Raw genomic sequence first — 24,404 nt, 5'->3', positions numbered from 1 at the left:
CACATCGATTTCAGCGTTCGGTATCCTGCCGGGCGTGGAAAGCGAGGATACCCGCACGATGAACCAGTCAGCATTGCTTCGACCGGATTGGACTCCGGCTACCATTGCCCTGATGATTCTCGGCTTCATGGTTTTCTGGCCTCTGGGTCTGGCCATGCTTGCCTATATCATCTTCGGCGACCGTCTGCGCGGCTTCAAGCGTGACGTCAACCAGGCGACCGACGGCTTCTTTGCCTCCTGCCGCCGTTCGAACGGCCGTCACCGCCCGCACTTCTCGACCGGCAACGTCGCCTTCGACGACTGGCGCAAGGCCGAGATCGACCGGATCGAGGAAGAGCGCCGCAAGCTCGATGAAATGCGCGAGGAATTCGACGCCTACATGCGCGAACTTCGCCGCGCCAAGGACCAGGAAGAGTTCGATCGCTTCATGCGTGACCGCAAGAACGCCAAGCGTGACGACAACGGCCCGGTCGCCGAATACCAGACGCCATGACGGCCTGAACGCTGAATTGATGACCGGCATCTCCCGATGCCGGTTTTTCTATGTCCGCTCCGCCGGCGAATCGGATAGAAAACACCCATGTTCTCGCTCCTGAAGACAAGGCCGAAAACCCGGAAACCGGCCCCGCCCGAAACGCGGACGCTTGATGTGGCCGGCCGGCTGATGCCGTTGACGATCAAGCAGCACGACCGGGCGACGCGCATCACCTTGCGCATCGAGCCGGGCGGCCGGGCCTTGAAGATGACGGTGCCGAAAGGTCTTGCGGCACGCGAGGTCAATGCTTTTCTCGATCGGCACCAGGGTTGGCTGCTCACCAAACTTGCCAAGTTTTCGACCGATGCCGGCTTGCGCGACGGCGGCGAAATTCTCTTTCGCGGCATTTCCCATCGCATCCAGCATACCGGCAGCTTGCGCGGGCTGACGGAGGCGGTTTCGATAGACGGCCGACCGGTGCTGCGCGTCAGCGGAATGGAGGAGCATGTCGGACGACGCATCGCCGCCTTTCTGAAGAAGGAGGCGCGCGCCGAACTGGTAAAGCTGGCGACGATGCATGCCGCAACCATCCGGGCACCGATCCGCTCGATCTCGATGAAGGACACGCGCAGCCGCTGGGGCTCTTGCTCGTCGGAGGGAAATCTGAGCTTTTCCTGGCGCATCGTCATGGCGCCGCCCTCGGTGATCGATTATCTCGCCGCCCACGAAGTTGCCCATCTCAAGGAGATGAACCACGGGCCTCGCTTCTGGGCGCTTTGCAAAAGGCTTTGCCCCGGCATGGACGAGGCGAAATCCTGGCTGAAGCGGCACGGCAGCCAGCTGCACGCCATTGATTTTGAATAGCGGGCGGCCGCGCTAAATGCAGCGTTGCATGCAAATTGGCTCGACTCTTGCCGCATTTCGTGTCACTTCGCTGCCATGAAACCCGATATCAAGATCTGCGGCTTGACGACGCCTGATGCTGTCGATCGCGCGCTGACGCGCGGCGCGACCCATATCGGTTTTATTTTCTTCGAAAAGAGCCCGCGTTATATCGAGCCGGACCTGGCGGCAAAACTTGCCGAACCTGCGCGTGGCAAGGCGAAGATCGTCGCCGTCGTCGTCGATCCCAGCAATGACGAGCTGGATGAGATCGTCTCGCTGTTGAAGCCGGATATTCTGCAACTCCACGGCAATGAGAGCCCCGAACATGTGCTCACCATAAAGGCGCTTTATGGTCTGCCTGTCATGAAGGTGTTTTCGGTGCGCACGGCCGATGATCTGAAGCGCGTCGAGGCCTATATCGGCATCGCCGATCGGTTTCTCTTCGATGCAAAGGCGCCGAAGGGTTCCGAATTGCCGGGTGGTAACGGCATTTCCTTCGATTGGAGCCTTCTGAGCTGGCTGGACGGCAGCATCGACTACATGCTCTCAGGCGGGCTGAACAAGAACAATGTCGCGGATGCGCTTGTGAAGACCAAGGCACGTGGTATCGACGTCTCCTCGGGCGTCGAAACGGCACCTGGCGTCAAGAGCGTCGCAATGATCGATGAATTTTTCGATGCGGTCGAAGGGGCGGATGCGCCTGTCATGGCCTCAGGGAGTTGAGAGTGAACGAAACGCCTAAACCGAATTCCTTCCGTTCCGGGCCTGATGAAGACGGCCGTTTCGGCATCTATGGCGGTCGTTTCGTTGCCGAAACATTGATGCCGCTGATCCTCGATCTGCAGGACGAGTGGGATAAGGCGAAGAACGATCCGGCATTCCAGGCCGAATTGAAGCATCTCGGCGCCCATTATATCGGCCGCCCGAGCCCGCTCTATTTCGCCGAACGGCTGACGGCCGAGCTCGGCGGCGCGAAGATTTATTTCAAGCGCGAGGAGCTGAACCACACCGGTTCGCACAAGATCAACAATTGCATCGGCCAGATCCTGCTTGCCAAGCGCATGGGCAAGACCCGGATCATCGCCGAAACCGGCGCTGGCCAGCATGGTGTCGCCTCCGCCACCGTTGCCGCCCGCTTCGGCCTTCCCTGCGTCGTCTATATGGGCGCCACCGACGTCGAGCGTCAGGCGCCGAACGTTTTCCGCATGAAGCTGCTCGGCGCCGAGGTCAAGCCGGTGACGGCGGGCAGCGGCACGCTGAAGGACGCCATGAATGAGGCGCTGCGCGACTGGGTCACCAATGTCGAGGATACCTATTACCTGATCGGAACGGCGGCTGGTCCGCATCCCTATCCGGAGATGGTCCGCGATTTCCAGTCGGTGATCGGCACGGAGGCGAAAGAGCAGATGCTGGCAGCCGAAGGCCGCCTGCCGGATCTCGTCGTCGCTGCCGTCGGCGGCGGTTCGAACGCGATCGGCATTTTCCATCCTTTCCTGGATGATCCTACCGTGAAGATCGTCGGCGTCGAAGCCGGCGGCAAGGGCCTGCAGGGCGATGAACATTGCGCCTCGATCACCGCCGGTTCGCCGGGTGTGTTGCACGGCAACCGCACCTATCTGCTGCAGGATGGCGACGGTCAGATCAAGGAAGGCCATTCGATTTCGGCCGGTCTCGATTATCCCGGCATCGGCCCCGAGCATTCCTGGCTGAACGATACCGGCCGCGTCGACTACGTGCCGATCATGGATCACGAAGCGCTCGAGGCCTTCCAGACCCTGACACGCCTCGAAGGCATCATCCCGGCACTCGAGCCTTCGCACGCGATTGCCGAGGTGATCAAGCGCGCACCGAAGATGGGCAAGGACGAGATCATCCTGATGAACCTCTCCGGCCGCGGCGACAAGGATATCTTCACCGTCGGCAAGATTCTGGGAATGGGACTGTAAGACATGACCGCACGCATGGACAAACGCTTTGCCGAGCTGAAGGCCGAGGGCCGTCCGGCGCTTGTGACCTATTTCATGGGCGGCGATCCTGATTACGATACCTCGCTCGGCATCATGAAGGCGCTGCCGGAAGCAGGCTCCGACATCATCGAACTCGGCATGCCCTTTTCCGATCCGATGGCCGACGGACCGGCGATCCAGCTGGCCGGCCAGCGCGCGCTGAAAGGCGGTCAGACGCTGAAGAAGACGCTGCAGCTGGCGGCTGATTTCCGCAGGACCAATGATGCGACGCCGATCGTCATGATGGGCTATTACAATCCGATCTATATTTATGGCGTCGAGAAATTCCTCGACGACGCGATCGCCGCCGGCATCGACGGCCTGATCGTCGTCGATCTGCCGCCTGAAATGGACGATGAACTCTGCATCCCGGCGATCCGCAAAGGCATCAATTTCATCCGCCTGGCGACGCCGACGACGGATGAGAAGCGCCTGCCGAAGGTTTTGAAGAACACCTCCGGCTTCGTCTATTACGTCTCGATGAACGGCATCACCGGTTCGGCGCTGCCGGATCCGTCGCTGGTGTCGGGCGCGGTGGAACGCATCAAGCAGCACACGCAACTGCCCGTCTGCGTCGGCTTCGGCGTCAAGACGGCCGAACACGCCAAGGTCATCGGCGGTTCGGCCGACGGCGTCGTCGTCGGCACTGCCATCGTCAATCAGGTCGCTACGAGCTTGACCGCTGACGGCAAGGCGACGGCTGACACGGTTCAGGCGGTTGCCACGCTGGTGCGCGGCCTTTCCACGGGAACACGTTCGGCACGCCTTGTTGCTGCCGAATAGTTTGCCCACATTGGCACCAAAGCAGGTCGCGCAAAAGTGTGCAGCGGGTTTGCGGCAAAGACAGGCGGGAAAACAGACCTAAAGCGTGGCAAGCGATCTGAAAGATCGTGATGCGCTTCAGTCAATCAGGAGTATTCGAGTTGAACTGGATCACCAACTACGTTCGCCCGCGGATCAATTCAATGCTGGGCCGTCGCGAAGTGCCGGAGAACCTCTGGATTAAGTGCCCGGAAACCGGCGAGATGGTCTTCCACAAGGATCTGGAAGGCAACAAATGGGTCATTCCGGCCTCCGGCTACCATATGAAGATGCCGGCCAAGGCTCGCCTCGCCGATCTGTTCGACAATGGCGACTATGAATCGCTGCCGCAGCCGAAGGTCGCCCAGGACCCGCTGAAATTCCGCGATTCGAAGAAATATAGCGATCGCCTGCGTGACAGCCGCCTGAAGACCGAACAGGAGGATACGATCCTTGCCGGCCTCGGAAAGGTGCAGGGGCTGAAACTCGTGGCGGTCGTGCACGAATTCAACTTTATCGGCGGTTCGCTCGGCATGGCCGCCGGTGAGGCGATCGTCAAGGCTTTCGAGCGTGCGACCTCGGAAAAGTGCCCGCTGGTGATGTTCCCCGCTTCCGGCGGCGCGCGCATGCAGGAAGGCATCCTGTCGCTGATGCAGCTGCCGCGCACGACGGTTGCCGTCGACCTGCTGAAGGAATCCGGTCAGCCCTATATCGTCGTCCTGACCAACCCGACGACCGGCGGCGTCACGGCCTCTTACGCCATGCTCGGCGATATTCATCTGGCCGAACCGGGCGCCGAAATCGGCTTTGCCGGCAAGCGCGTCATCGAGCAGACCTTGCGCGAAAAATTGCCCGAAGGCTTCCAGACCTCCGAATACCTGCTGGAACATGGTATGGTGGATATGGTCGTCAAACGTCACGATATCCCGGAAACGCTGGCGCGGGTCCTGAAGATCCTGACGAAGAAGCCGGTGTCGGTGGCGAATACCATGAATAGCGGCGCAATCGCTCTGGCGGCGAGCGCCTGATAACCGATAGGGCGGGGTGCCGAATTGATACCCAGAGGCCAAACCGCGGTGAGTGAGGCAGCACAGGAGATCGACAAGCTCATGGGATTGCATCCCAAGGGTTTTGATCTGTCTCTCGATCGCATCACCCGTCTTCTCGATGTGCTCGGCAATCCGCACCGGAAATTGCCGCCGGTGATCCATGTCGCCGGCACCAACGGCAAAGGGTCGGTGACCGCCTTCTGCCGCGCCCTGCTCGAAGCCGGCGGCTACAGCGCCCATGTCCACACCTCGCCGCATCTCGTCAATTGGCACGAGCGTTATCGTATCGGTGTGGCGGGCGGACGCGGGCAGCTTGTCGATGACGCCGTCTTTGCCGAGGCCCTGCGTCGTATGGCCGATGCCAATGCCGGACAGCACATCACCGTCTTCGAAATCCTGACGGCGGTCACCTTCATCCTGTTTTCCGAACATCCGGCCGATGCCGCGATTATCGAAGTCGGTCTCGGCGGCCGCTTCGACGCCACCAATGTCATTTCCGACCCGGCCGTTTCGGTGATCATGCCGATTTCGCTGGATCACCAGCCCTATCTCGGCGACAGGGTCGAGCTGATCGCCGCCGAAAAGGCCGGCATCATGAAGCCGGGATTGCCCGTCGTCATCGGCCACCAGGAGTATGACGCGGCACTCGATGTGCTGATGTCGACGGCCGAGCGGCTGCATTGCCCGAGCGCGGTTTTCGGGCAGGATTTCATGGCGCATGAGGAATATGGCCGGCTCGTCTATCAGGACGAATTCGGTCTTGCCGACCTGCCGCTGCCGCGCCTTCCAGGCCGCCACCAATATGCCAATGCCGCTGCCGCCATCCGCGCCGTCAAGGCGGCGGGTTTCACCGTCACCGAGACGATGATGGAAAAGGCGATGAATTCCGTGGAATGGCCGGGCCGGCTGCAGCGCCTGGGCGAGGGCCGGCTGCTTCAGCATGCGCCAGCCGGCGCCGAGATCTGGATCGATGGCGGGCACAATCCCGGTGCCGGCGAAGTGATCGCCGAAGCCATGGCCAATTTCGAGGAGCGCCAGTCGCGGCCGCTTTTCCTCATCATCGGCATGATCAATACCAAGGACCCGGTCGGCTATTTCAAGGCCTTCGCCGGCTTGGTCGAGAAGGTCTTCTGCGTGCCGATCCGCGGCAGCGAGGCGATGATCGACCCGGTGATCCTGTCGAACGCCGCTTATGATGCCGGCTTGGTTGCCGAACCGACGTCAACGGTCGGCGAGGCGCTGGAAGCCATCAAAGCCGTGCTCGATCCGGAGGGGCTGCCGCCGCGCATCCTCGTCGGCGGCTCTCTCTATCTCGTCGGCGATGTGCTTTCGGACAACGGCACGCCTCCGAAGTGAGGGGAGAAATGAAGAATACGAAATGAAAAAGCCCGGTCGAAGCCGGGCTTTTTCATCAATGCGATATCAATCGATCAGGCAGCGTTCGAAATCCAGTTCGAAAGAGCGGTCTTCGGTTTGGCGCCGACCGAGATATCGGCAACTTCGCCGCCCTTGAAGATCGCCAGCGTCGGTATGGAGCGGACGCCGAACTGTGCGGCGAGCTCCGGATTCTCATCGATATTCAGCTTGGCGACCTTGACCTTTCCTTCCATCTCGACGGAGATTTCTTCAAGGCTCGGCGCAATCATCTTGCACGGGCCGCACCATTCAGCCCAGAAATCGACGACGACGGGTTCTGCGGATTCCAGAACTTCCGACTGGAAGTTATTGATATCGACTTTCACGGTAGCCATGGGCTGCTCCTTTGGAGGAATTGGGTGTTGAACCACATGTGATGCTGCGGTGCCAAATTTTCAATGTCCGGTATTTCACTTTGTCTTCAGTCCTGCAAGCGCCAAACCGAGCGCCTTTTCGCTCAGCGTGTAGAGCGAGGCGTTCTCGGTATAGACGAGCATGCACTCGATAGGCTTGTCGGGATAGAGCGGCGCCAGGATCTCGCGATAGATCGCCAGCTGCGCCTGGTGGGGGAAGGGGATGGCCGCCTCTGTCGCCGGCGGGACCCGATTGGTCTTGTAATCGAGGATGACGACCCGATCGGCAAGGACGGCAAGCCGGTCGATGCGGCCGGAGACGGCATAGCGCCTGCCCTCAAGCGTCAAGGTGCCCATGATCGAGACCTCGGGCTGGGCCTGCGAACCGAGGACGGCGTGCAGACCCTCTTCGTCCAATAGTTTCAGAACCGAATCGACAAGCTTGCGGCGTTCGGCTTCAGGCCAGAACCGCGCCGCCCGTTCGGCATAGCGGCCTGCCGCATTGGCCCGTTCGGCAGGCGGAACTTCGGGAAGCGCCTGCAGCATGCGATGGATCAGCCGGCCCTTCTCCAGCGACCGATCGCTGCGCTCCGTCTCGCCGAACAGCGGCGAAACGACGAGCAAGCCGCCTTCGTCTTCATCGATGATCGTCCCGGCGCCGGAGGGGCTGAGCGGTCGGGGTAGCTCGACCTGCGGCGGCAATGGCCGCAGCAGGCCGTCCGGCAGCCTCTCCTCGCTGCCGCGCTCCTGGCTGCGGTCGATACGCTCGAAGCTTCGTTCCACCCGCGGCACACGCCATTTGACACCTGGCCATTCGCCATCGGGACTGGAGAATGTGGTCGCCTCGACATGCGGATGGTCGTCGCGCAGTGCCGTCGAAATCATCATATGCCAGGTGTCGTTGCTGAGACGCACGCCGCGATAGCCGCAGACGACCAGCCGGTCGGCGGCACGCGTCATGGCGACATAGAGCAATCGGCGGTATTCCTCTTCCGCCAGCATCTGGATACGAACGGCGTCGTTCTGCGTCAGCGAATTGGCGAGATCGGAGACGGGAACCCAGACGGGCATCGGCGGTTCGTCGGCGTCCGTCTCGATCAGGCGAAGTTTCGGCAGATGGGTATGGGTGAAGGCCTTCGAACCGCCGTCGACCAGGAAAACGATCGGAGCCTCGAGACCCTTGGAGGCATGCACCGTCATGATCCGCACTTCGTTGCGCCCCTTATCCTGCTCGCGCTTGACCACCGGGGCTTCGAGCTCCAGCGTCGAGATGAAGGATTGCAGCCCGGGAAGGCCGGCGCTCTCGTGGTCGAGCGTGAAGGTCAGGAATTCGTCGAGGATATCGCTGACCTCTGTGCCGAGCCGGGCCAGGAATTGCCGACGCCCGCCATGGCTTCCCAGCACACGCGCATAGAAATCATGAACCGACAGGCTCCTGGATTGGCGAAGGAACAGCTCCAGCCTCTCCACGGCGGCGCGGAAACGCTCGGTGCCGTCGGCGGCGAAGCGTTTGAGATGGCTCCAGACGCTCTCATGATCGCCGCGCAGTCCGGCGATCGCAAAGATGTCGTCCTCGGAAAGATCGAAAAGCGGGCTCTTGAGCACGGCGGCGAGCGAAAGATCGTCTTCCGGCAGCAGCAGGAAACGGCCGAGCGCCAGCAGATCCTGCACGGCGATATGGCTGGTCAGCACCAGCCTGTCGGCACCGGCGACCGGAATGTCGCCGCGGCGTTTCAAGGCGCGCGTCAAGGCATTGACGAAGGCGTCGCGCTTGCGCACCAGCACCAGGATATCGCCGGCTTCGATCAGGCGCTCTTTGCCTTTGTCGACGATCGTCTCGCGGCCGACGAGCGCGCCGATCGAATGGGCGATCCGCCGCGCCAGGATTGCGGCCGGCGCGCTTTCCGGCGTCGCGTCGAAGGGCGCCGTCCAGTCCTCCTCCTTGGCCACCGCCTCCGGCGCGACCACCTCCCAGAGATCGACGGCGCCGGGATGTCCGATGCGGCTGGACCGATGCACGACCGGTTCGCCAAGCGCGCTGAGGCCGCGCGCATTGTCGGGTTCCCGGAAAATATGGTCGACGGCCTCGAGCACATCCGCGGTCGAGCGGAAGGAAAGCGGCAGCCGCACGGAAGAAAAATTCTGCCCGCTGTCGGAGACGCGCCGCCGCGTCCGGTCGCTTTCCTCGGAAAACCGCTCGGGCCGCGCCCCTTGAAAGGAATAGATCGACTGTTTCTCGTCGCCAACGGCAAAGAGCGTGCGCACGATCGGCCGGGCGCTTTCGCCGGAGAAGAAATCCTCGGCGAGCGACTGGATGACGCTCCACTGGATCGGGCTGGTATCCTGCGCTTCGTCGACGAGGATATGGTCGATGCCGCGATCGAGCTTGTAATGGATCCAGGGACCGACGCCGCTTTTTGTCAGCAGGTCGGCGGTGCGGGTGATCAGATCCTCGAAATCGAGCTGGCTGCGCTGCTTCTTCAGCTCCTCATAGTCGTGATTCAGCCGGTCGGCGAGCACGAGCGCGGCATGCGTCGCGCCATACATCCGCATCAGTTTCAGCCGGTCGCGGCTTGCGGCGACATGGGCGCGGGCAGCGGCGATGGCGCCCGCCAGCTGCGGTGCTTCGGCAAGCATCGCCTTGACCGTGAATTGTGAATCCGCCTTCGGTTCGCCCTTCGCCGTCAGAAAGATTTTCTCGAGAAACTCGGCGCGCTTTGCGTCATCGCGTTCCCGCCCGGCAAGCCTGAGGCCGTAGGCAACTTCCTGTGCCTTCGCGCCGCCCTTATGGTCGGCAAGCGACAGATAGAGCTCCAGCATGCCGCCGGAAAGCTCCGGCAAAGGCCAATATTGCGCCACGATCCGGCTTTCCGTGTCATCGGCGGCAAGGCCGAGCCTTTCGCGCAAAACCATCGCGACACCGCCCTGGCGTTCGGCCGCCGCGGCGAAACGACGGATGGCGTTGCGGTTGGCAACGATGTCGCCGAGCAGGTTCTCCAGTCCGGATTCGTCGCCGAGATCGAGCACATAGGCGAATGCCTCGGCAAGGGCGCTGTCTCCCTCAGGCGCGGAAGCCGTCAGCAGCGCCCGGCGCGCGTCGGAAAGCAGCGCCACTGCTGCGCGGTCGTCGAGAACCGAGAAATGCCCGGCGACGTTGGCCTCCAGCGGAAACTGATGCAGCAAGGCCTCGCAAAAGGCATGGATCGTCTGGATCTTCAGTCCGCCGGGTGTCTCCAGCGCCTTGGCAAACAGCCGGCGGGCCTCGGCAAGCTTTATTCCGTCAGGCGCCGTCCCCTCGATCTGGCTGATCCGCCGGCCAAGGTCTTCATCGTCGAGCACCACCCAGTCCGCCAGCCGTTCGAAGACGCGGTTCGACATTTCGGAGGCCGCAGCCTTGGTATAGGTGAGGCATAAAATGGCGGAAGGCCGCGCACCGGCAAGCAGAAGCCGGATGACGCGCTGGGTCAGCACATGCGTCTTGCCTGAGCCGGCATTGGCCGAGACCCATGCCGAGCGCTCGGGATCGGAGGCGATTGCCTGCTGGATCGTCGTCCAGCCGATCCAGGCGCCGGGATCGTCGCCATTGGGAAGCGCGGTCACGTCACTCATCGCCGCCGCCCTCTTCGGTTTCTGCCGTCGACCATTCGGAGACGCGGGCGAGGTGATCATAGTCGCCGCCGAAATCGAATTGCTGCGCCGGGATGAGCCGCGAGGTGAAGCCTTTGTCGCCGGATTGCAGCAACGTCACGAATTTGACCAACTGGTCGATCGATTCCTCGGCAAGATCCATCGCCGATTTCGCCTTGTCGCTGCGCGCCGAGCTCTCGTTGTTAACGGTATCGACCTGAAAACGCCGTCCCGGCCGCAGGCGGACATAGAGCAGGTCCTGCGGCACGAGACTGCCGACGTCGCGGAAGGCGCCGCCGCGCAAGGCCGCCGCTTCGAGCGCAAGCTGCGGATCGAGCAGCACGCGCGCCTGCGCCGGCGAGGGATTGTAGCCGGTCTTGTAGTCGATGATGTCGGCGCCGTTCGGTCCGGTGACGTCGATCCGGTCGGCAACACCGTTGAGCCGGATATTGATCGGTTCCAGTTCGATGCCGCCGCGCACCTCCGTCAGCGTCTTGCGGATGCCGGGCCGCCGTCCCGCCTCCCAATCGAGGAAGGCGCGGGCCACCGCGCGAAAGCGAGGCCGCCATACGGCATCGATATGCGACGGCAGCTGCTCCATGTCGAAAAGCTCGGAAAGGATGCGCTCCATCGCCGCTGCCGCATCCGGCGTGCCCGCGACATGGGCTTCGCGAATGAACCGGTCGATGATCTTGTGGTAGAGCGTGCCGCGTTCGGCCGCTCCCGGATCGCGATTGAACGCATCGACGGCATCGAGCCGCAGGATGCGGCGGGCATAGATGGCATAAGGGTCCCGGCGCAGCCGGCCGACTTCGCTGAAGGAGTAGGATGTCGGCTGCAGCGTCAGCGGCGGTTTCGGCGAGGGTCGCTGCGCCGGCGCCTGGGCTTCCCCGCGATCGATCAGGCCGGCCCATTGGAGGAAGCGGTTGCCGCGTCCCTTCAATTCCGCTTCGAAGGCCTCTCCGGCAAGCGCCAGCAGCCGCTGCAGCCAGCGCGAGGCGACCGTTGGTGTCGAGCCCTGGCGCAGCGCCCTCGAATAGATCAGATGGCGCGTGCCGTTCGCCATCTCGAAGTCGTGCGCCAGCTGGCCGATGCGCCGTTCCGGCGGCTCCAGTCCGATCTCCGTCTTCATCATGCGCGGAATGAAGGGATTGTTGGCGGTCTGCCCCGGCCAGGTGCCCTCGTTCAGGCCGCCGAGGATCAGCGTATCGACGCTCTGCAGGCGGGCTTCCAGCGTGCCGAAGATGAAGAGGCGGGGATGGCTGAGCGCGCGCGGCTTCACCGCATGACCGGCGGCAAGTGCTGCCATGATATCGATCCATTGCGGCCCGTCGGCCTCCATCTGGCCGCTGGTGTCGATCACTTCGCCGAGCAGGGCGGCGAGCGCATCTCCCGCTTCACCGGACCAGAGATCGGCGAGATTGCCGTGTGGATCGGCGGCCACCGCTTCAAGCGAGCGGCCCGTGCGCTCCGCCCATTCGGACAAGGTAAAACTTGCCGTCCTCCCGCGATCTTCCGGCCGGTGCCGCATCACGGCCGAAGCCAGCGGCTCGGTCGCTTGTGTGACCCGGCGGGCAAGGTCGTAGGCGGCCTCGGCGGCGTCGGGCGAAAGCGCCTTTCGCCATTGCGGCGCGTGCCTGTCCTGCGCCTGTTCGCCAAGCTGCTGGGTCAGCAATGGCTCGAGCCTGCTGATATCGACCTCCGCCACGCCGCCGCGCAGCGCCAGCAGTTCGAGCGCCTCGGTGGCGGAAATCAATGCGTCGCGTTCCAGGCCGAAGCGGGCCAGCGGATGTTTGAGCAGCGAGACGATCGCCACCGGATCGCCCGGGCGCAGTGTTGCTTCCAGCAGCAATTGCAGAAGCGTGCCCTGCGGCGTGGCCGCAAGCGGCGTGCCGGCCGAATCGTCGGCGAGGATACCGAAGCGGGAAAGTTCCGCCATCACCCGGCGGGCGAGATTGCGGTCGGGGGTGATGAGAGCTGCCCGGCTTTCGCCGTCCTGCCCCGGTCTTTCCAATGCCAGCCGGAGCGCAATGGCAATCGCGGTCGCCTCCTCGCGTTCGTTGGCGGCTTCGATCAGCGAGACATCGGCGAAAGCCGAAGAGAGGGCGCCTTCGGGCAGCTCGCTCTTCCAGGCGCCCCAATCGCTGGTCGCCTCCGCAGGGACGAGTGCCCGGGACAGAATTTCGGCGCGCCGGTCGAGATTGGCTTCCGGCCTGTCGAGGATCGCGACGTCGGCCCGCGTCAGCTTCAGCCGCTTGAGCAGCGACGACAGACCATATTGGGGGTGGCTTCGGCTTGCGGGATTGGCGTACTGGCCCGGCGAAAGCTCCGGCGCCACCATCTGCCAGTGCTGTTCCGGCATGGAGAGATCAAGGCCCGGAAGCACGATCACGCCCTCGGGCAGATTGGCGACAGCGGCGATGAGATCGGCGGTGGCGGCAACCGAGCCCGTCGAACCGGCGATGATGATCGGTCCAGCGGGCTTCGTCGCCGAAAGCCTGTTGGCTTCGGCCCTGAGAATGGCGTTTCGGTGCCGTGCCGGCGAGGATTTGCCGAGTTCGGAAAGCCGTTCCGGCCAGAATGCGCTGGCGATCTGCAGGAATTCTGCCGTCAGCTGCCACCAGGCGGCGTAATCGCCGGTGTCGAGTTTTGAGAGTTCCGACCAGTCGAGGTCTTCTGTTTCGATCGAATCGATCAGTTCTGCAAGGTTGCGGGCGAGCCAGATCGCATCCGCTGGGCTTGCCGGCGCCACCAGCGGCGAATCCGAATGAATGTGGCGGACGATCTCCGGCAGTTTATTCCGCCAGGCGAGGATGAGGCGGGCAAGCTCCAGCAGACGGGCGGTATTCGACAGCGGCTGAGCAAGATCGATCGTTGCCGGCAGCGCCTCGTCGAAATAACCGCTGTCGTCGTCGGTTTCGCCGAGAGGGCGGATGACCGGCAGGATCGCAGAGCGGCCGCCGAGCAGGTCGACGAATTCCGAACGCAGCACACGCACGGCGCGCCGGGTCGGCAGATAGATCGTCACCCTGGCTAGCGACAGCGGATCGTCGGCCTCATGCCGGAAGAGCGGCGTCAGCCGGCCGTCGCAAAGCGTCGTCGCCAGCGTTTTCAGGAAGGAGAGGCCCGCCGGGATCGTCAGAATGCGTGGCTGGTGCCGCTCCGCCATATCTCACGCAAACGCCCGCAGCCGTCGGATCGTTTCCTCCGCCTCGCCGATCGCCTCCGGCGTTCCCACCGTCAGCCAATGGCCGTCGAGCACCATGCCGAAAAGCCGTCCGCGCGCGATCGCCTTGTCGAAATAGATATTGAGGTTGAAGGCATCCTGCGGCGCGTCATCGAACAGCGACGGGTTCATGGCGATTGCTCCGGCATAGACGACGGGATTGGAAGGATCGTCGCGATAGCGCGTCAGCCGGCCGTCGGCCGCCATGCCGAAATCGTTCTTGCCGTTGTGACCTGTGGTATCCTCGATCCTTACGCAAAGCAGGGCCATGTCCATGCGTTCGGCATCGAAGAATCCGGCTAAGCGCTGCAGGTTCGTCGGCCGCCCGGGCTGTTCGCCGATCCAGAAGAGATCGGCATTCATGACGAAGATATCGTCGCGGGTCAGCAGCCTCAGCCCCTTCGCCAGCCCGCCGCCGGAATTCATCAGCGCCTCCCGCTCGTCGGAGATGACGATGTCGAGGCCGCGATAGGCGTCGAGATGATCTAGCATCTGGTTGGCGTGGTGGTGAACGTTGACGACGGCCCGTTCGACACCGGCAGCCACGAGCGAATCCAGCGCGTAGTCGATCATCGGTTTGCCGTCGATCTTCACCAGCGGCTTCGGGATCGTGTCGGTGATCGGGCGCATGCGGGTGCCGAGACCCGCGGCCAGTACCATGGCTTGTCTGATGGTCATGCTGATCCGGAACTTATGATTCGCTTTGGCCTATTCCAGCCCTTGCGCACCAATCGCGCAAGGGGGCAAGCGCTTCGTGCTCGAACGCGACCTGGAGATAGGCAAGCGTTCGCGGCATATGCTTGAGATAACCGGGCTTGCCGTCGCGCTGCAACAGCCGCACCCAAAGGCCGGCAAGCTTGCAGTTGCGCTGCGCCGACATGATCGCCCAGGCCTTCACAAATCCGGCTTCGTCGAAGCCGCCCTGGGCGCGGCGAAGGGCAAGGTATTCGTCCATCAGCTGCCGGAAAAGCCCCGGTTCGATCGTCACGCGCGCATCCTGGACGATGGAGGCAAGGTCATAGGCGGTCGGGCCGATCATCGCATCCTGGAAGTCGATGATGCCGATCTGACGAATACCGCTTTCCTGTTCGCGCCAGATGATATTGGGCGAATGGAAGTCGCGTAGCAGCAGGTTCTTCTCAGCCGTCGCGAGCTCGTCGATGAGCCCATCCCAGATCGCCAGATACTCCGTCCGTTCGGCATCCGTGGGCGGCGTGCCGCGCTTCCAGGCGATGTGCCAATCGAGCACAAGCTGCACTTCCATCTTCATTGCCGTGCGGTCGAAGTCCGGAATGTGATGCGTATGCGTCGTGGAAACCGGAATATCCTGCGGAATCTCAAGGGAATGAAGATGGGCAAGGCAGGCGACGCTTTGCCGGTAACGTTCGGCGATCGGCCGTCCGTCGTCATCGAGCACGCCTTCGGTGCCGAGATCCTCGATCAGCAGGATGCCCTGCTCATAATCGACCTGATAAATCTCCGGCGTCGCAAAACCCCGCTCGCGCAACACGTCGGCAATCGCAACGAAAGGATAGGCATTCTGTGCGAGATGCGCGACCTTGGGATAGGGCTTGCCGTCATAGACCGGCGGTCCCTCGGGATGCGGGCGCCAATCCATCAATATTTTTCGCGGAGCGGCGTCCGGATAGATCGCTTCATAGGCGCGCAGCGACGCATCGCCGGTCAGGAAGCGGCGTTTGACATCGGGATAGCCGGCTTTGTCGAGGAAATCGCGGATCGCCAGAACACGATGGATGCGCAGCGCCTGCGTACCGGCGGCATTGATCGTTGCCCGCCGGCCGCTGCCTTCATGGTCCAGCCTCAGTGCAATGCGCTCCGCCGGCAGTTCGCTCTCGGCCATCTCGGGCCATTCGACGAGACAGATGCCGTTCTCCAGGGCCTCGTCGAAGCCGAGCTCTGTCAGTTCGTCGGGATGGCCGAGCCGGTAGAGATCGAAGTGCGAAACGGGCAAGCGCAGATCGTAGGATTGCACCAGCGTGAAGGTCGGGCTCGGGACCTCGAGCCCGTCATCGTCGGCCATGGCGCGCAGGATCGCCCGGGCGAGTGAGGATTTGCCCGCGCCGAGATCGCCGGAAAGGGCAAGGCAGTCGCCGGCTTTCAGGGCGAGCGCCAGGTCTTCGCCGAAGCGGATGGTCGCCGCTTCGTCCTTCAGGAAAACCGACATCGTATCGCCGGTCGTCATTCGGCGGCAGCGGAATGCGGGATATCGACCGAGGGAATGCGGCAAAGGACGGTCGTGCCCTTGCCCGGCTCGCTGTCGATCGTCACGTCGCCGTGATGCAGGCTGACGAAGCTGTCGACGATCGACAGGCCGAGGCCGGCGCCGCCGCGTTTGCCGCTTTTTGCGCCCGTCGCAAAGCGGTCGAAGACGGTGGCGATCATATCGGGCGAGATGCCGGGGCCGTGATCCCTCACGGAGAAAACGAAATCCGTGCCCTCGCGACGGCATTCCAGCGAAATCGAGGTGCCCTCGGGCGAAAAATTCGCCGCGTTGGAAAGCAGCTTCAGCAGGATCTGCTTCAGCCGCTGCGGATCGGCGACGATCGAGCCGAGATAGGCCGGCGCGGTGATTTCGAGCGCGACGCCACTTTCATGCAGGCGATCGGCGATCTGCATCGAGACGTCGTCGAGCAGGTCGTTGAGATCGATTTCCGCATAGTTGAGCCGCATGATGCCGGCATCGACGGTTGCGAGGTCGAGAATGTCGTTGACGAGCGTCAGGAGGACCGAGGAGGAGGTCGAGATGTGGTCGATATATTCGGCCTGCCGTTCGTTCAGCGGCCCGACTCCTTGCGTGCGCAGGAGATCGGTGAAGCCGATGATATTCGTCAGCGGCGAGCGCAGTTCATAGGACACGTGCTGGACGAAATCGTTCTTCAGCTCGTCGGCTTTGCGCAGCGCTTCGTTCTTCTCGGTCAGCGCCCGCTCGGCACGCACGCTGTCCGTCATATTGACGAAAGTCAGCATGGTCTGGGCGTTCGGCAGCGGGATGACGGCATAGTCGAGCACCAGGCCGGAGAAGAGTTCCAGCGTTCCCTGGCCCGAGCGGCGTTCGTCGTCGAAGCTGGTGATCAGTTCCGCAAAGGCCTTCCAGCCGTCCGGCCGGTCATAGGACGGCGCGCAGGCCTCGCCAAGCGCGCGGATATGGGTGCCTGGTTTGGCTTCGGTTTCGGTGATCCCCCAGAGCGCGCGGAAGGCCGGGTTCGACAGGCGGATGCGTCCATCCGGGCCGAACACCGCCACACCTTCGGAAAGATGGTCGATCGTTTCGCCCTGCACCTTGACCAGCGTGTTGTAGCGCGTTTCGAGATCGACCTGCTCGGTCAGGTTTTCGAACACCCAGGTGGCGCCACCCTGCGGATGGGCGGTCGCAAAGACGCGCAATGTCTGCCCGTTCGGCAGGTGCCAGAGATCGGATTGCGTGTCGAGCGCGCGATAGACGGAAAGGGCCGCTTCCTTCCAGCTCTTCCAGTTGAGCTGGTCCGGCAGTTTCTTGGCTGCCCGCAGCCGTTCGAGCAGCTCGCTATTGTCGGGCCGGCCTTCGAGAAAGGCGATATCCAGCTCCCAGAGTGCGACGAAGGCCTGGTTGTAGAATTGCAGCCGGCGGTCGCCGTCGAAGATGGCGACGGGGGTGGCGAGATGGTCGAGCGTTTCGGCATGGCTCTTCAGCGTCCGTTCCAGCTCGGCGCGCACCGCCTCTATATCTGACACATCGATCGCGATGCCGGCCGAGCCGCCGGGAAGCCTGACGTCGACAACGTCGAAGAAGGTGCGGTTGCCGTGCACCACCGTCGAGATCGTGTCGTGGAAGGGCGATTCCGGCGTCACCGTCGCGCGAATGCGTTCGCGTGCCACGGTCGTCAGCATCTCGCGGCCTTCATTGATCGCCTGCTGCGGCGAGCGCGCTTCGACGGCCTCGCCATAAGCCTGGTTGACCCAGGTGAGGCGGCCGGCCGGATCGCGCTGCCAGGCCGGCATGTCGATCGCGTCGAGCATGGTCTGGAAGGCTGAGATCGAGGTCATCAGCCGGTCGCGCTCGATCCGGAGTTCGGCAAGCTCGGCGCGCAGATTGTTGAGCGCCACGAAACGGACGAAGGCGCGGCCGCCGGAAACCCGGCCCTGCGCCTCGAGGATTTCATCGCGGATGGTTTCCACCACCATATCGAAGCTCTGTGCCCCGTCGCGCAGCCGGTCGATCGCCTTTTCCAGATCGGCGGCCGAACGTGACTTCAGCCAGAGGCCGAAGGCCAGGAATTCGCCGTCCTGCGGCGCACCGGTCTCTGGCGGAAGCTGGCCGAGCAGTTCGGGACGGGCGTTGCCGTCCCAGATGACGATCCGCCGGTTCTTGTCGGCGATCAGCGCCTGGTATTGCGAAATGCGCTGCTGGGCATCGGAAAGCGCCGAGCGGATTTCCCGGCTCTCGTTTTCCAGATTGCCGCGCTGGCGCACCAGCCACAGCGTCGACAACAGTGCTGCCGATATGACGCCGATGACGACGGAGACGCCGACGACCTGCGAGGATGTGAAGAGGTGAGCCGAGGCCGCCGCCTGCTGCTCGCCCTGTGCCAGAACCGGCCGCGCCAGCGCGGCAAGCGCCGTGCCGGCCGCGCAGGCTTTCAGAAAGCGCGCCAATGATCCATGCTCTTGCTTTGCGGCCTCGTGTGCCGTTGCAGATTGATGTTGTTGGCCTGCCATCAGTGGGCGGCGACCGGCGCGAACGCCATCATCCGCCTGACCGGGCAGGCTGTTTTTCATTTCCGACATCCGCGGTATGTCTCCGTCCTTCAATGTGCCGCATTACGACAAGACATCCCATTTCCGGAGCGGCCGGACGGGTCCGGCGCCACGAATCAAGTCTTAAAACAATACTTCGGAAGGGAATCGGCGGGAAGGGAGCGCCCAAAAAATAAGCCGCGGCATTTGTCAATGCCGCGGCTTCTACATCTTGTGGATATTAACGGTCAGATCAATATCTGTAGTGGTCGGACTTGAACGGGCCCTTCGGCGACACGCCGATATAGGCAGCCTGTTCCTCGGAAAGCTGCGTCAGCTTCACGCCGAGCTTGTCGAGATGCAGGCGCGCGACCTTTTCATCGAGATGCTTCGGCAGGATATAGACCTGGTTCGAATACTCGCCGGGCTTGGTGAAGAGCTCGATCTGCGCCAGCGTCTGGTTGGTGAAGGAGGCCGACATCACGAAGGACGGATGGCCGGTGGCGTTGCCGAGGTTGAGCAGGCGGCCTTCGGAAAGAAGGATGATGCGGTTGCCCTTGGGGAATTCGATCAGGTCGACCTGCGGCTTGACGTTGGTCCACTTGAGGTTACGCAGCGCAGCGACTTCGATTTCGTTGTCGAAGTGGCCGATATTGCCGACGATCGCCATGTCCTTCATCTGACGCATATGGTCGATGCGGATGACGTCCTTGTTGCCTGTCGTGGTGATGAAGATATCGGCCGAGGAAACGACGTCCTCGAGCAGCACGACTTCATAACCGTCCATGGCGGCCTGCAGGGCGCAGATCGGATCGGCTTCGGTGACCTTGACGCGGGCGCCGGCGCCGGAGAGCGAAGCGGCAGAACCCTTGCCGACGTCGCCGTAGCCGCAGACGACGGCAACCTTGCCGGCCATCATGACGTCGGTGCCACGGCGGATGCCGTCGACCAGCGATTCCTTGCAGCCGTACTTGTTGTCGAACTTCGACTTGGTGACGGAGTCGTTGACGTTGATCGCCGGGAAGGGCAGCAGGCCCTTCTGGCTGAGCTGGTAGAGGCGGTTGACGCCGGTCGTCGTTTCTTCGGTAACGCCCTTGATCGCGTCGCGCTGCTTGGTGAACCAGCCAGGCGAAGCGGCAAGGCGCTTCTTGATCTGTGCGAAGAGGATTTCCTCCTCGTCGGAATGCGGATGCGACAGCACGTCCTCGCCGGCTTCGGCGCGGGCGCCGAGCAGGATGTACATGGTGGCGTCGCCGCCGTCATCAAGGATCATGTTGGAAAGGCCGCCATCGGCCCACTGGAAGATCTTGTCGGTATAGACCCAGTAATCTTCGAGCGACTCGCCCTTGATGGCGAAGACAGGCACGCCGGCGGCGGCGATCGCGGCAGCGGCATGATCCTGCGTCGAGAAGATGTTGCACGAGGCCCAGCGGACTTCGGCGCCCAGCGCCACCAGCGTCTCGATGAGCACGGCCGTCTGGATGGTCATATGCAGCGAGCCGGTGATGCGCGCGCCCTTCAGCGGCTTGGCGTCGCCGAATTCGGTGCGGCAGGACATCAGCCCCGGCATTTCGGTTTCGGCGATGGTAATTTCCTTGCGGCCGAAATCCGCAAGCCCGATATCGGCGACGACATAATCTTTTTCAGTGCTCATAGAGGTCTCCAGGCTGAAAAACGTCTCAAAATTGGCGCAGGCGCGAAGATGACCGCGCGATGGATGGGCCGCGTCCTGATGCATGTCGCCCGGACGTGTGCAGCGGTTCCGGGATGACGAGATGCACAAAAAAGAGAGCTGAAGCGCGTCGCATGAAGCTAGTTCGATGCGGCATGCTCTAGCGCACGGCATATCCGCCGTTTAGCAGGCTTCGGATGGGAAGGCAATAAGGATATAAAGAAGTCTTTATATGTTTATATGAGATCAAAGAGATCACATCTCTTCGCCGAAGCGGTTCTGGATCAGCTGATCAAGGGCCTCCAGGGCTTCCTCGGCCTGACTGCCGCTTGCCGAGACGACGACGCTCGAGCCGGGGCTTGCCGCCAGCATCATCAGGCCCATGATAGAGGTGCCGCCGACCGTCATTCCGTCCTTGGAAACGGTGATGGCGGCATCGAAAGCCTCGACCATCTGCACGAATTTGGCGGAGGCGCGCGCGTGAAGCCCGCGCTTGTTGATGATGAGGAGTTCCCGGGAGAGCGATGTCATGAAGGGCCGTTATTTTCCGCTGAGCACACGGCTCGCGACATTGATATATTTCCGTCCGGCTTCGGAAGCCTCCACCAGCGCCTTTTCCATGTTGTTCTCGCCGCGCACGCCGGCGAGCTTGATCAGCATCGGCAGGTTGACGCCGGCAATGACTTCGGTATGGCCGCTGCTCATGACGGATATCGCAAGATTGGACGGCGTGCCGCCGAACATGTCGGTCAGAATGACGACGCCATGGCCGTCATCAGCACCGGAAACAGCCTCCAGAATGTCCTGCCGTCTTTGATCCATGTCGTCTTCGGGGCCAATACAGACCGTCTCGATGAATTTCTGAGGACCGACGACGTGCTCGACAGCATGACGAAACTCTTCAGCCAGCTTGCCATGAGTGACAAGCACAAGTCCGATCATGATATTACTGCTCCCATATACGCCAACGGTGGCCCCAATATCGCAATGCAGCAATTACGTCCACCGGTGGGGGCACATCTTGGCTATGAAAAGCCGAAGTGCAAGATAAAAATGCGAATATATAAGGCAGATTGATCAATCCGGAAGGCGTCAATGCCCGATATCGGGTGCTTTCGCCATCAGGATTGCAAGCGGTGAGGAGACGCCTGTGAGCAACCGCAATGCGGGAAGCGAAAAACCGGGCGCGAGGCTGACGATTTCGCCCTCCGGCGGCACGCGGTTTTCACCGGATGCGCTGCCCGGGAGCACGGCATAATGCATCGCCGCCTGCGGCACATGCTCCTGCCGGACGATGCCGGTGCCGCGAAGCTCGATCAGCCCGGCGATCGATGGTGGGCATGTGGCCACCACGCTGCCGGTCTCTTCGGAAAGAAGAACCTGGTCGTCGGCGATCAGCGCCGTAAACAGCCCGAGCCGGCGCGCCTCCGTCATGCAGGTGAAGGCCAGCATCGATTTTCCCCAGCCGGAGGGGCCGCTGAACAGGAGCCCCGTCCTGCCGACGACGATCGCCGTCGCATGGATGTTCCGGGCCGCCGTCATGCGGCGGCATCGACGGGTAAAGCGAGGGTAAAGCGGGCGCCGAGCACCTGCCCGCCTTCGGCATCGGTGATATTCTCAGCTCTCAGCGAGCCGCCATGAGCCTCGGCGATCTGGCGGCTGATCGACAGGCCGAGCCCGGAATTCTGGCCGAAGCCTTCCGATTCCGGCCGGTCGGTATAGAAGCGCTCGAAGATGCGATCGATATTTTCGGCCTGGATGCCGGGCCCGTTGTCTTCGATCGTGGTGACGCAGCGCGACCGTGTCCGCACCAGCCGCACGGTAATCTTGCCACCCTTTTCAGGCACGAAGGAGCGGGCGTTCTCGATCAGGTTGGCGATGATCTGGCCGATGCGCAGGTCGTGGCCGTTGACGATGAAGCGCGTCTTGACGTTCGGCTTGCGTTCGATCGAATATTCGATCTCCACCTGCTTCTTGCTGCTCCTGACCTGGCGCGAAACCTCGATGAGGTCGCGCAACAGCACCTCCATATCGACGGAACCGGCATCGACACGCGCAAGCTCGGCATCGAGGCGGGAGGCATCGGAGATATCGCTGATCAGCCGGTCGAGGCGGCGGACATCGTGCTGGATGACGTCCATCAGCCGCTTCTTGGAATCGTCGGATCGGGCAAGCGGCAGCGTTTCGACGGCGCTGCGCAGCGACGTCAGCGGATTTTTGAGTTCGTGGCTGACATCGGCGGCGAAACTCTCGATCGCATCGATCCGGTCGTAGAGTGCCGTTGTCATTTCGCGCAAGGCGATGGACAGATTGCCGATTTCATCCTGGCGGGCGGAGAAGTCGGGAATCTGCTCACGCGTCTTGGCCCCGCGGCGCACCCGGATGGCGGCGGCCGAAAGGCGGCGCAGCGGGTTGGCGATCGTCGACGAGAGCACCAGCGACAGCAGCACGTTGACGAGCGTGGCCACGCCGAAGACGCGCATGATCGCAAGCCGCTCGGCATGAACGATATTGTCGATGTCGCCTGCCTGTGTCGACAGCAGCAGCACCCCGAGCACGGCACGGAAGCGCTGGATCGGCACGGCGACCGAAACGATGAGTTCGCCTTTTTCGGTCGTGCGCACGACGGCGCCGCGCACGCCGGTGAGCGCGTTCATCACCTCAGGATAGATCGAGCCGTCGCCGCCCGGCGCTTCCTTGTAGAGCGGCAGGTTGCCGGGCTGCAGCGCCTTGTTGAACAGGGTGGCAAACCATTCGCTCCAGGTCTGCTTCTCCTCCTCGACCGGCGGCAGGTCGAAGCGCAGCACCTGGCCGCGCGAATAAAGATGGCGGGAATCCAGCAGCAGATTGGCATCGGCATCGAAGATGCGGGCGCGCGTGCGCGTCGGAGAGATCAGCCGGCGCAGCACCGGCGCGACCTTCTCGGGATCGATGGGGAATTCGAGGTCTTCGTCGTTCGGTACCGGGGTGATGCTCTGGCCGGCCTGCAGCTCGAGCAGCTTCTGCGGATCGATGGTGATCGAGTTCGTATCAACCGATGCCGAAGCCGAAATGGCGCCGGCGATGATCTCGCCTTGCGTCAACAGGCTCTCGGCGCGGGCGTCGATCAGCCCTTCGCGAAACTGGTTGAGGTAGAGAATACCCCCGACGAGCACCAGCAGTGCGACGAGATTGAAGAAGACGATGCGCCGCGTCAGGCTCGAAAACACAGCATTGCCGAAGATGCGGCGAATCAGCGTGAAGGGATGCGACCAACGGCGGCCTCGGACGCGACGGGTGCTCACGCCCTCCGCATCGTCGAGATCCCTTTCCTGCACCAACTGTGCCAATGACTGGCCCTTTCGAAGGGCGGGGCCGGATAAACCGGTCCGCGGCCCTCAACTATGTCTCGCGCTGCGCCGTTTGGGCTCAGGCTGCCTCGCGGAAGCGGTATCCCACTCCGTAGAGTGTTTCAATCATATCAAAGTCGGTGTCGACCATCTTGAATTTCTTGCGCAGCCGCTTGATGTGGCTGTCGATGGTCCGGTCGTCGACATAGACCTGTTCGTCATAGGCTGCGTCCATCAGCGCGTCACGGCTTTTGACGACGCCGGGGCGCTGCGCCAGAGAATGCAGGATCAGGAATTCGGTGACCGTCAGGGTCACGGCCTCACCCTTCCAAGTGCAGGTATGGCGTTCCTGATCCATGACCAGCTGCCCGCGCTCCAGCGAGCGGGCCTGCTGCACGGCGCCGTTCTTCGGCGCGCCAGCCGGGCTGGCGCCGGCGGCGGCGGCTTCACGGCTTGAGGCGCGGCGCAGCACGGCGCGGACGCGTTCGACCAGCAGCCGCTGCGAAAACGGCTTGGTGATGAAATCGTCGGCGCCCATCTTCAGGCCGAAGAGCTCATCGATCTCCTCATCCTTGGAGGTGAGGAAGATGACGGGAATATCCGACTTCTGCCGCAGACGGCGCAGCAGTTCCATGCCGTCCATGCGCGGCATCTTGATGTCGAAGATCGCCAGCTGCGGCGGGCGCGCCAGAAGGCCGTCGAGGGCCGAAGCACCGTCCGTATAAGTCTCGACCTTATATCCTTCGGCCTCCAGTGCGATCGACACCGAGGTGAGGATGTTGCGGTCGTCATCAACGAGCGCGATTGTCGGCATGGTGTTCGTCTCCGTCA

The 24,404-nt window shown here is 62.6% G+C and carries 19 protein-coding genes; 7 read left to right on the top strand and 12 right to left on the bottom strand.

Features of this window, described 5'->3' with window-relative positions; genetic code table 11:
• The first annotated feature begins 58 nt into the window (after positions 1-58).
• The 7 genes from QMO80_RS13115 (at position 59) to QMO80_RS13085 (ending at position 6,572) form a co-directional block, all read left to right on the top strand.
• Positions 59-493, top strand: a complete 435-nt coding sequence (locus QMO80_RS13115; RefSeq protein WP_003571403.1) for a DUF2852 domain-containing protein — start codon at positions 59-61, stop codon at positions 491-493.
• A gap of 87 nt (positions 494-580) precedes the next feature.
• Positions 581-1,339: a M48 family metallopeptidase gene (locus QMO80_RS13110; RefSeq protein WP_283196977.1), complete on the top strand. Its 759-nt coding sequence runs from the start codon at positions 581-583 to the stop codon at positions 1,337-1,339.
• A 75-nt stretch (positions 1,340-1,414) separates the two neighbouring features.
• Entirely contained in the window at positions 1,415-2,083 is a 669-nt protein-coding gene (locus QMO80_RS13105) for a phosphoribosylanthranilate isomerase (RefSeq protein WP_283196976.1), read from the top strand.
• Between the two features lie 2 nt (positions 2,084-2,085).
• Positions 2,086-3,306 carry a tryptophan synthase subunit beta gene (gene trpB, locus QMO80_RS13100; RefSeq protein WP_283196975.1) on the top strand — a complete coding sequence of 407 codons (1,221 nt, stop codon included), beginning with the start codon at positions 2,086-2,088 and terminating at the stop codon, positions 3,304-3,306.
• A gap of 3 nt (positions 3,307-3,309) precedes the next feature.
• Positions 3,310-4,149, top strand: a complete 840-nt coding sequence (gene trpA, locus QMO80_RS13095; RefSeq protein WP_283196974.1) for a tryptophan synthase subunit alpha — start codon at positions 3,310-3,312, stop codon at positions 4,147-4,149.
• A gap of 140 nt (positions 4,150-4,289) precedes the next feature.
• Positions 4,290-5,195, top strand: a complete 906-nt coding sequence (gene accD / locus QMO80_RS13090; RefSeq protein ID WP_116275191.1) for an acetyl-CoA carboxylase, carboxyltransferase subunit beta — start codon at positions 4,290-4,292, stop codon at positions 5,193-5,195.
• Positions 5,196-5,219: 24 nt separating this feature from the next.
• On the top strand, positions 5,220-6,572 hold the full coding sequence (locus QMO80_RS13085) for a folylpolyglutamate synthase/dihydrofolate synthase family protein (protein WP_283196973.1): 1,353 nt from the start codon (positions 5,220-5,222) through the stop codon (positions 6,570-6,572).
• A 74-nt stretch (positions 6,573-6,646) separates the two neighbouring features.
• Here the strand turns inward: QMO80_RS13085 and trxA are convergent, their stop codons facing one another.
• The 12 genes from trxA to QMO80_RS13025 form a co-directional block, all read right to left on the bottom strand.
• Positions 6,647-6,967 carry a thioredoxin gene (gene trxA, locus QMO80_RS13080; RefSeq protein ID WP_004672616.1) on the bottom strand — a complete coding sequence of 107 codons (321 nt, stop codon included), beginning with the start codon at positions 6,965-6,967 and terminating at the stop codon, positions 6,647-6,649.
• Positions 6,968-7,042: 75 nt separating this feature from the next.
• Positions 7,043-10,594 carry a double-strand break repair helicase AddA gene (addA, locus tag QMO80_RS13075; RefSeq protein WP_283196972.1) on the bottom strand — a complete coding sequence of 1,184 codons (3,552 nt, stop codon included), beginning with the start codon at positions 10,592-10,594 and terminating at the stop codon, positions 7,043-7,045.
• A complete protein-coding gene (gene addB, locus QMO80_RS13070; protein WP_283196971.1) occupies positions 10,587-13,781 on the bottom strand; it encodes a double-strand break repair protein AddB in 3,195 nt (1,064 codons plus the stop codon). Before addB ends, addA begins: the two co-directional genes overlap by 8 nt.
• A 3-nt stretch (positions 13,782-13,784) precedes the next feature.
• Positions 13,785-14,516: a nucleotidyltransferase family protein gene (locus tag QMO80_RS13065; RefSeq protein ID WP_283196970.1), complete on the bottom strand. Its 732-nt coding sequence runs from the start codon at positions 14,514-14,516 to the stop codon at positions 13,785-13,787.
• Between the two features lie 13 nt (positions 14,517-14,529).
• The gene (gene tsaE / locus QMO80_RS13060) at positions 14,530-16,041 is read right to left on the bottom strand and encodes a tRNA (adenosine(37)-N6)-threonylcarbamoyltransferase complex ATPase subunit type 1 TsaE (protein WP_283196969.1); all 1,512 of its coding nucleotides are present in this window, start codon (positions 16,039-16,041) and stop codon (positions 14,530-14,532) included.
• The gene (locus tag QMO80_RS13055; RefSeq protein ID WP_283196968.1) at positions 16,038-18,623 is read right to left on the bottom strand and encodes a PAS domain-containing sensor histidine kinase; all 2,586 of its coding nucleotides are present in this window, start codon (positions 18,621-18,623) and stop codon (positions 16,038-16,040) included. Before QMO80_RS13055 ends, tsaE begins: the two co-directional genes overlap by 4 nt.
• Positions 18,624-18,825: 202 nt before the next feature.
• Positions 18,826-20,226, bottom strand: coding sequence for an adenosylhomocysteinase (gene ahcY / locus QMO80_RS13050; protein ID WP_283196967.1), 1,401 nt, complete (start codon positions 20,224-20,226; stop codon positions 18,826-18,828).
• A gap of 273 nt (positions 20,227-20,499) precedes the next feature.
• Positions 20,500-20,775 (bottom strand): HPr family phosphocarrier protein, encoded by a 276-nt coding sequence (locus QMO80_RS13045; RefSeq protein ID WP_283196966.1) that lies wholly within the window; start codon positions 20,773-20,775, stop codon positions 20,500-20,502.
• A gap of 9 nt (positions 20,776-20,784) precedes the next feature.
• Positions 20,785-21,186, bottom strand: a complete 402-nt coding sequence (locus QMO80_RS13040) for a PTS sugar transporter subunit IIA (RefSeq protein ID WP_003544139.1) — start codon at positions 21,184-21,186, stop codon at positions 20,785-20,787.
• Between the two features lie 150 nt (positions 21,187-21,336).
• On the bottom strand, positions 21,337-21,786 hold the full coding sequence (locus QMO80_RS13035; RefSeq protein ID WP_283196965.1) for an HPr kinase/phosphorylase: 450 nt from the start codon (positions 21,784-21,786) through the stop codon (positions 21,337-21,339).
• Positions 21,783-23,573 (bottom strand): sensor histidine kinase, encoded by a 1,791-nt coding sequence (locus QMO80_RS13030; protein WP_283196964.1) that lies wholly within the window; start codon positions 23,571-23,573, stop codon positions 21,783-21,785. Before QMO80_RS13030 ends, QMO80_RS13035 begins: the two co-directional genes overlap by 4 nt.
• A 79-nt stretch (positions 23,574-23,652) precedes the next feature.
• A complete protein-coding gene (locus QMO80_RS13025; RefSeq protein ID WP_283200182.1) occupies positions 23,653-24,387 on the bottom strand; it encodes a response regulator transcription factor in 735 nt (244 codons plus the stop codon).
• Positions 24,388-24,404 lie beyond the last annotated feature (17 nt).

The organism is Rhizobium sp. BT03, assembly GCF_030053155.1.
Classification (GTDB): domain Bacteria; phylum Pseudomonadota; class Alphaproteobacteria; order Rhizobiales; family Rhizobiaceae; genus Rhizobium.
Note: the sequence above shows the minus strand (reverse complement) of the source record. Positions and strands in the feature narration are given on the sequence as shown.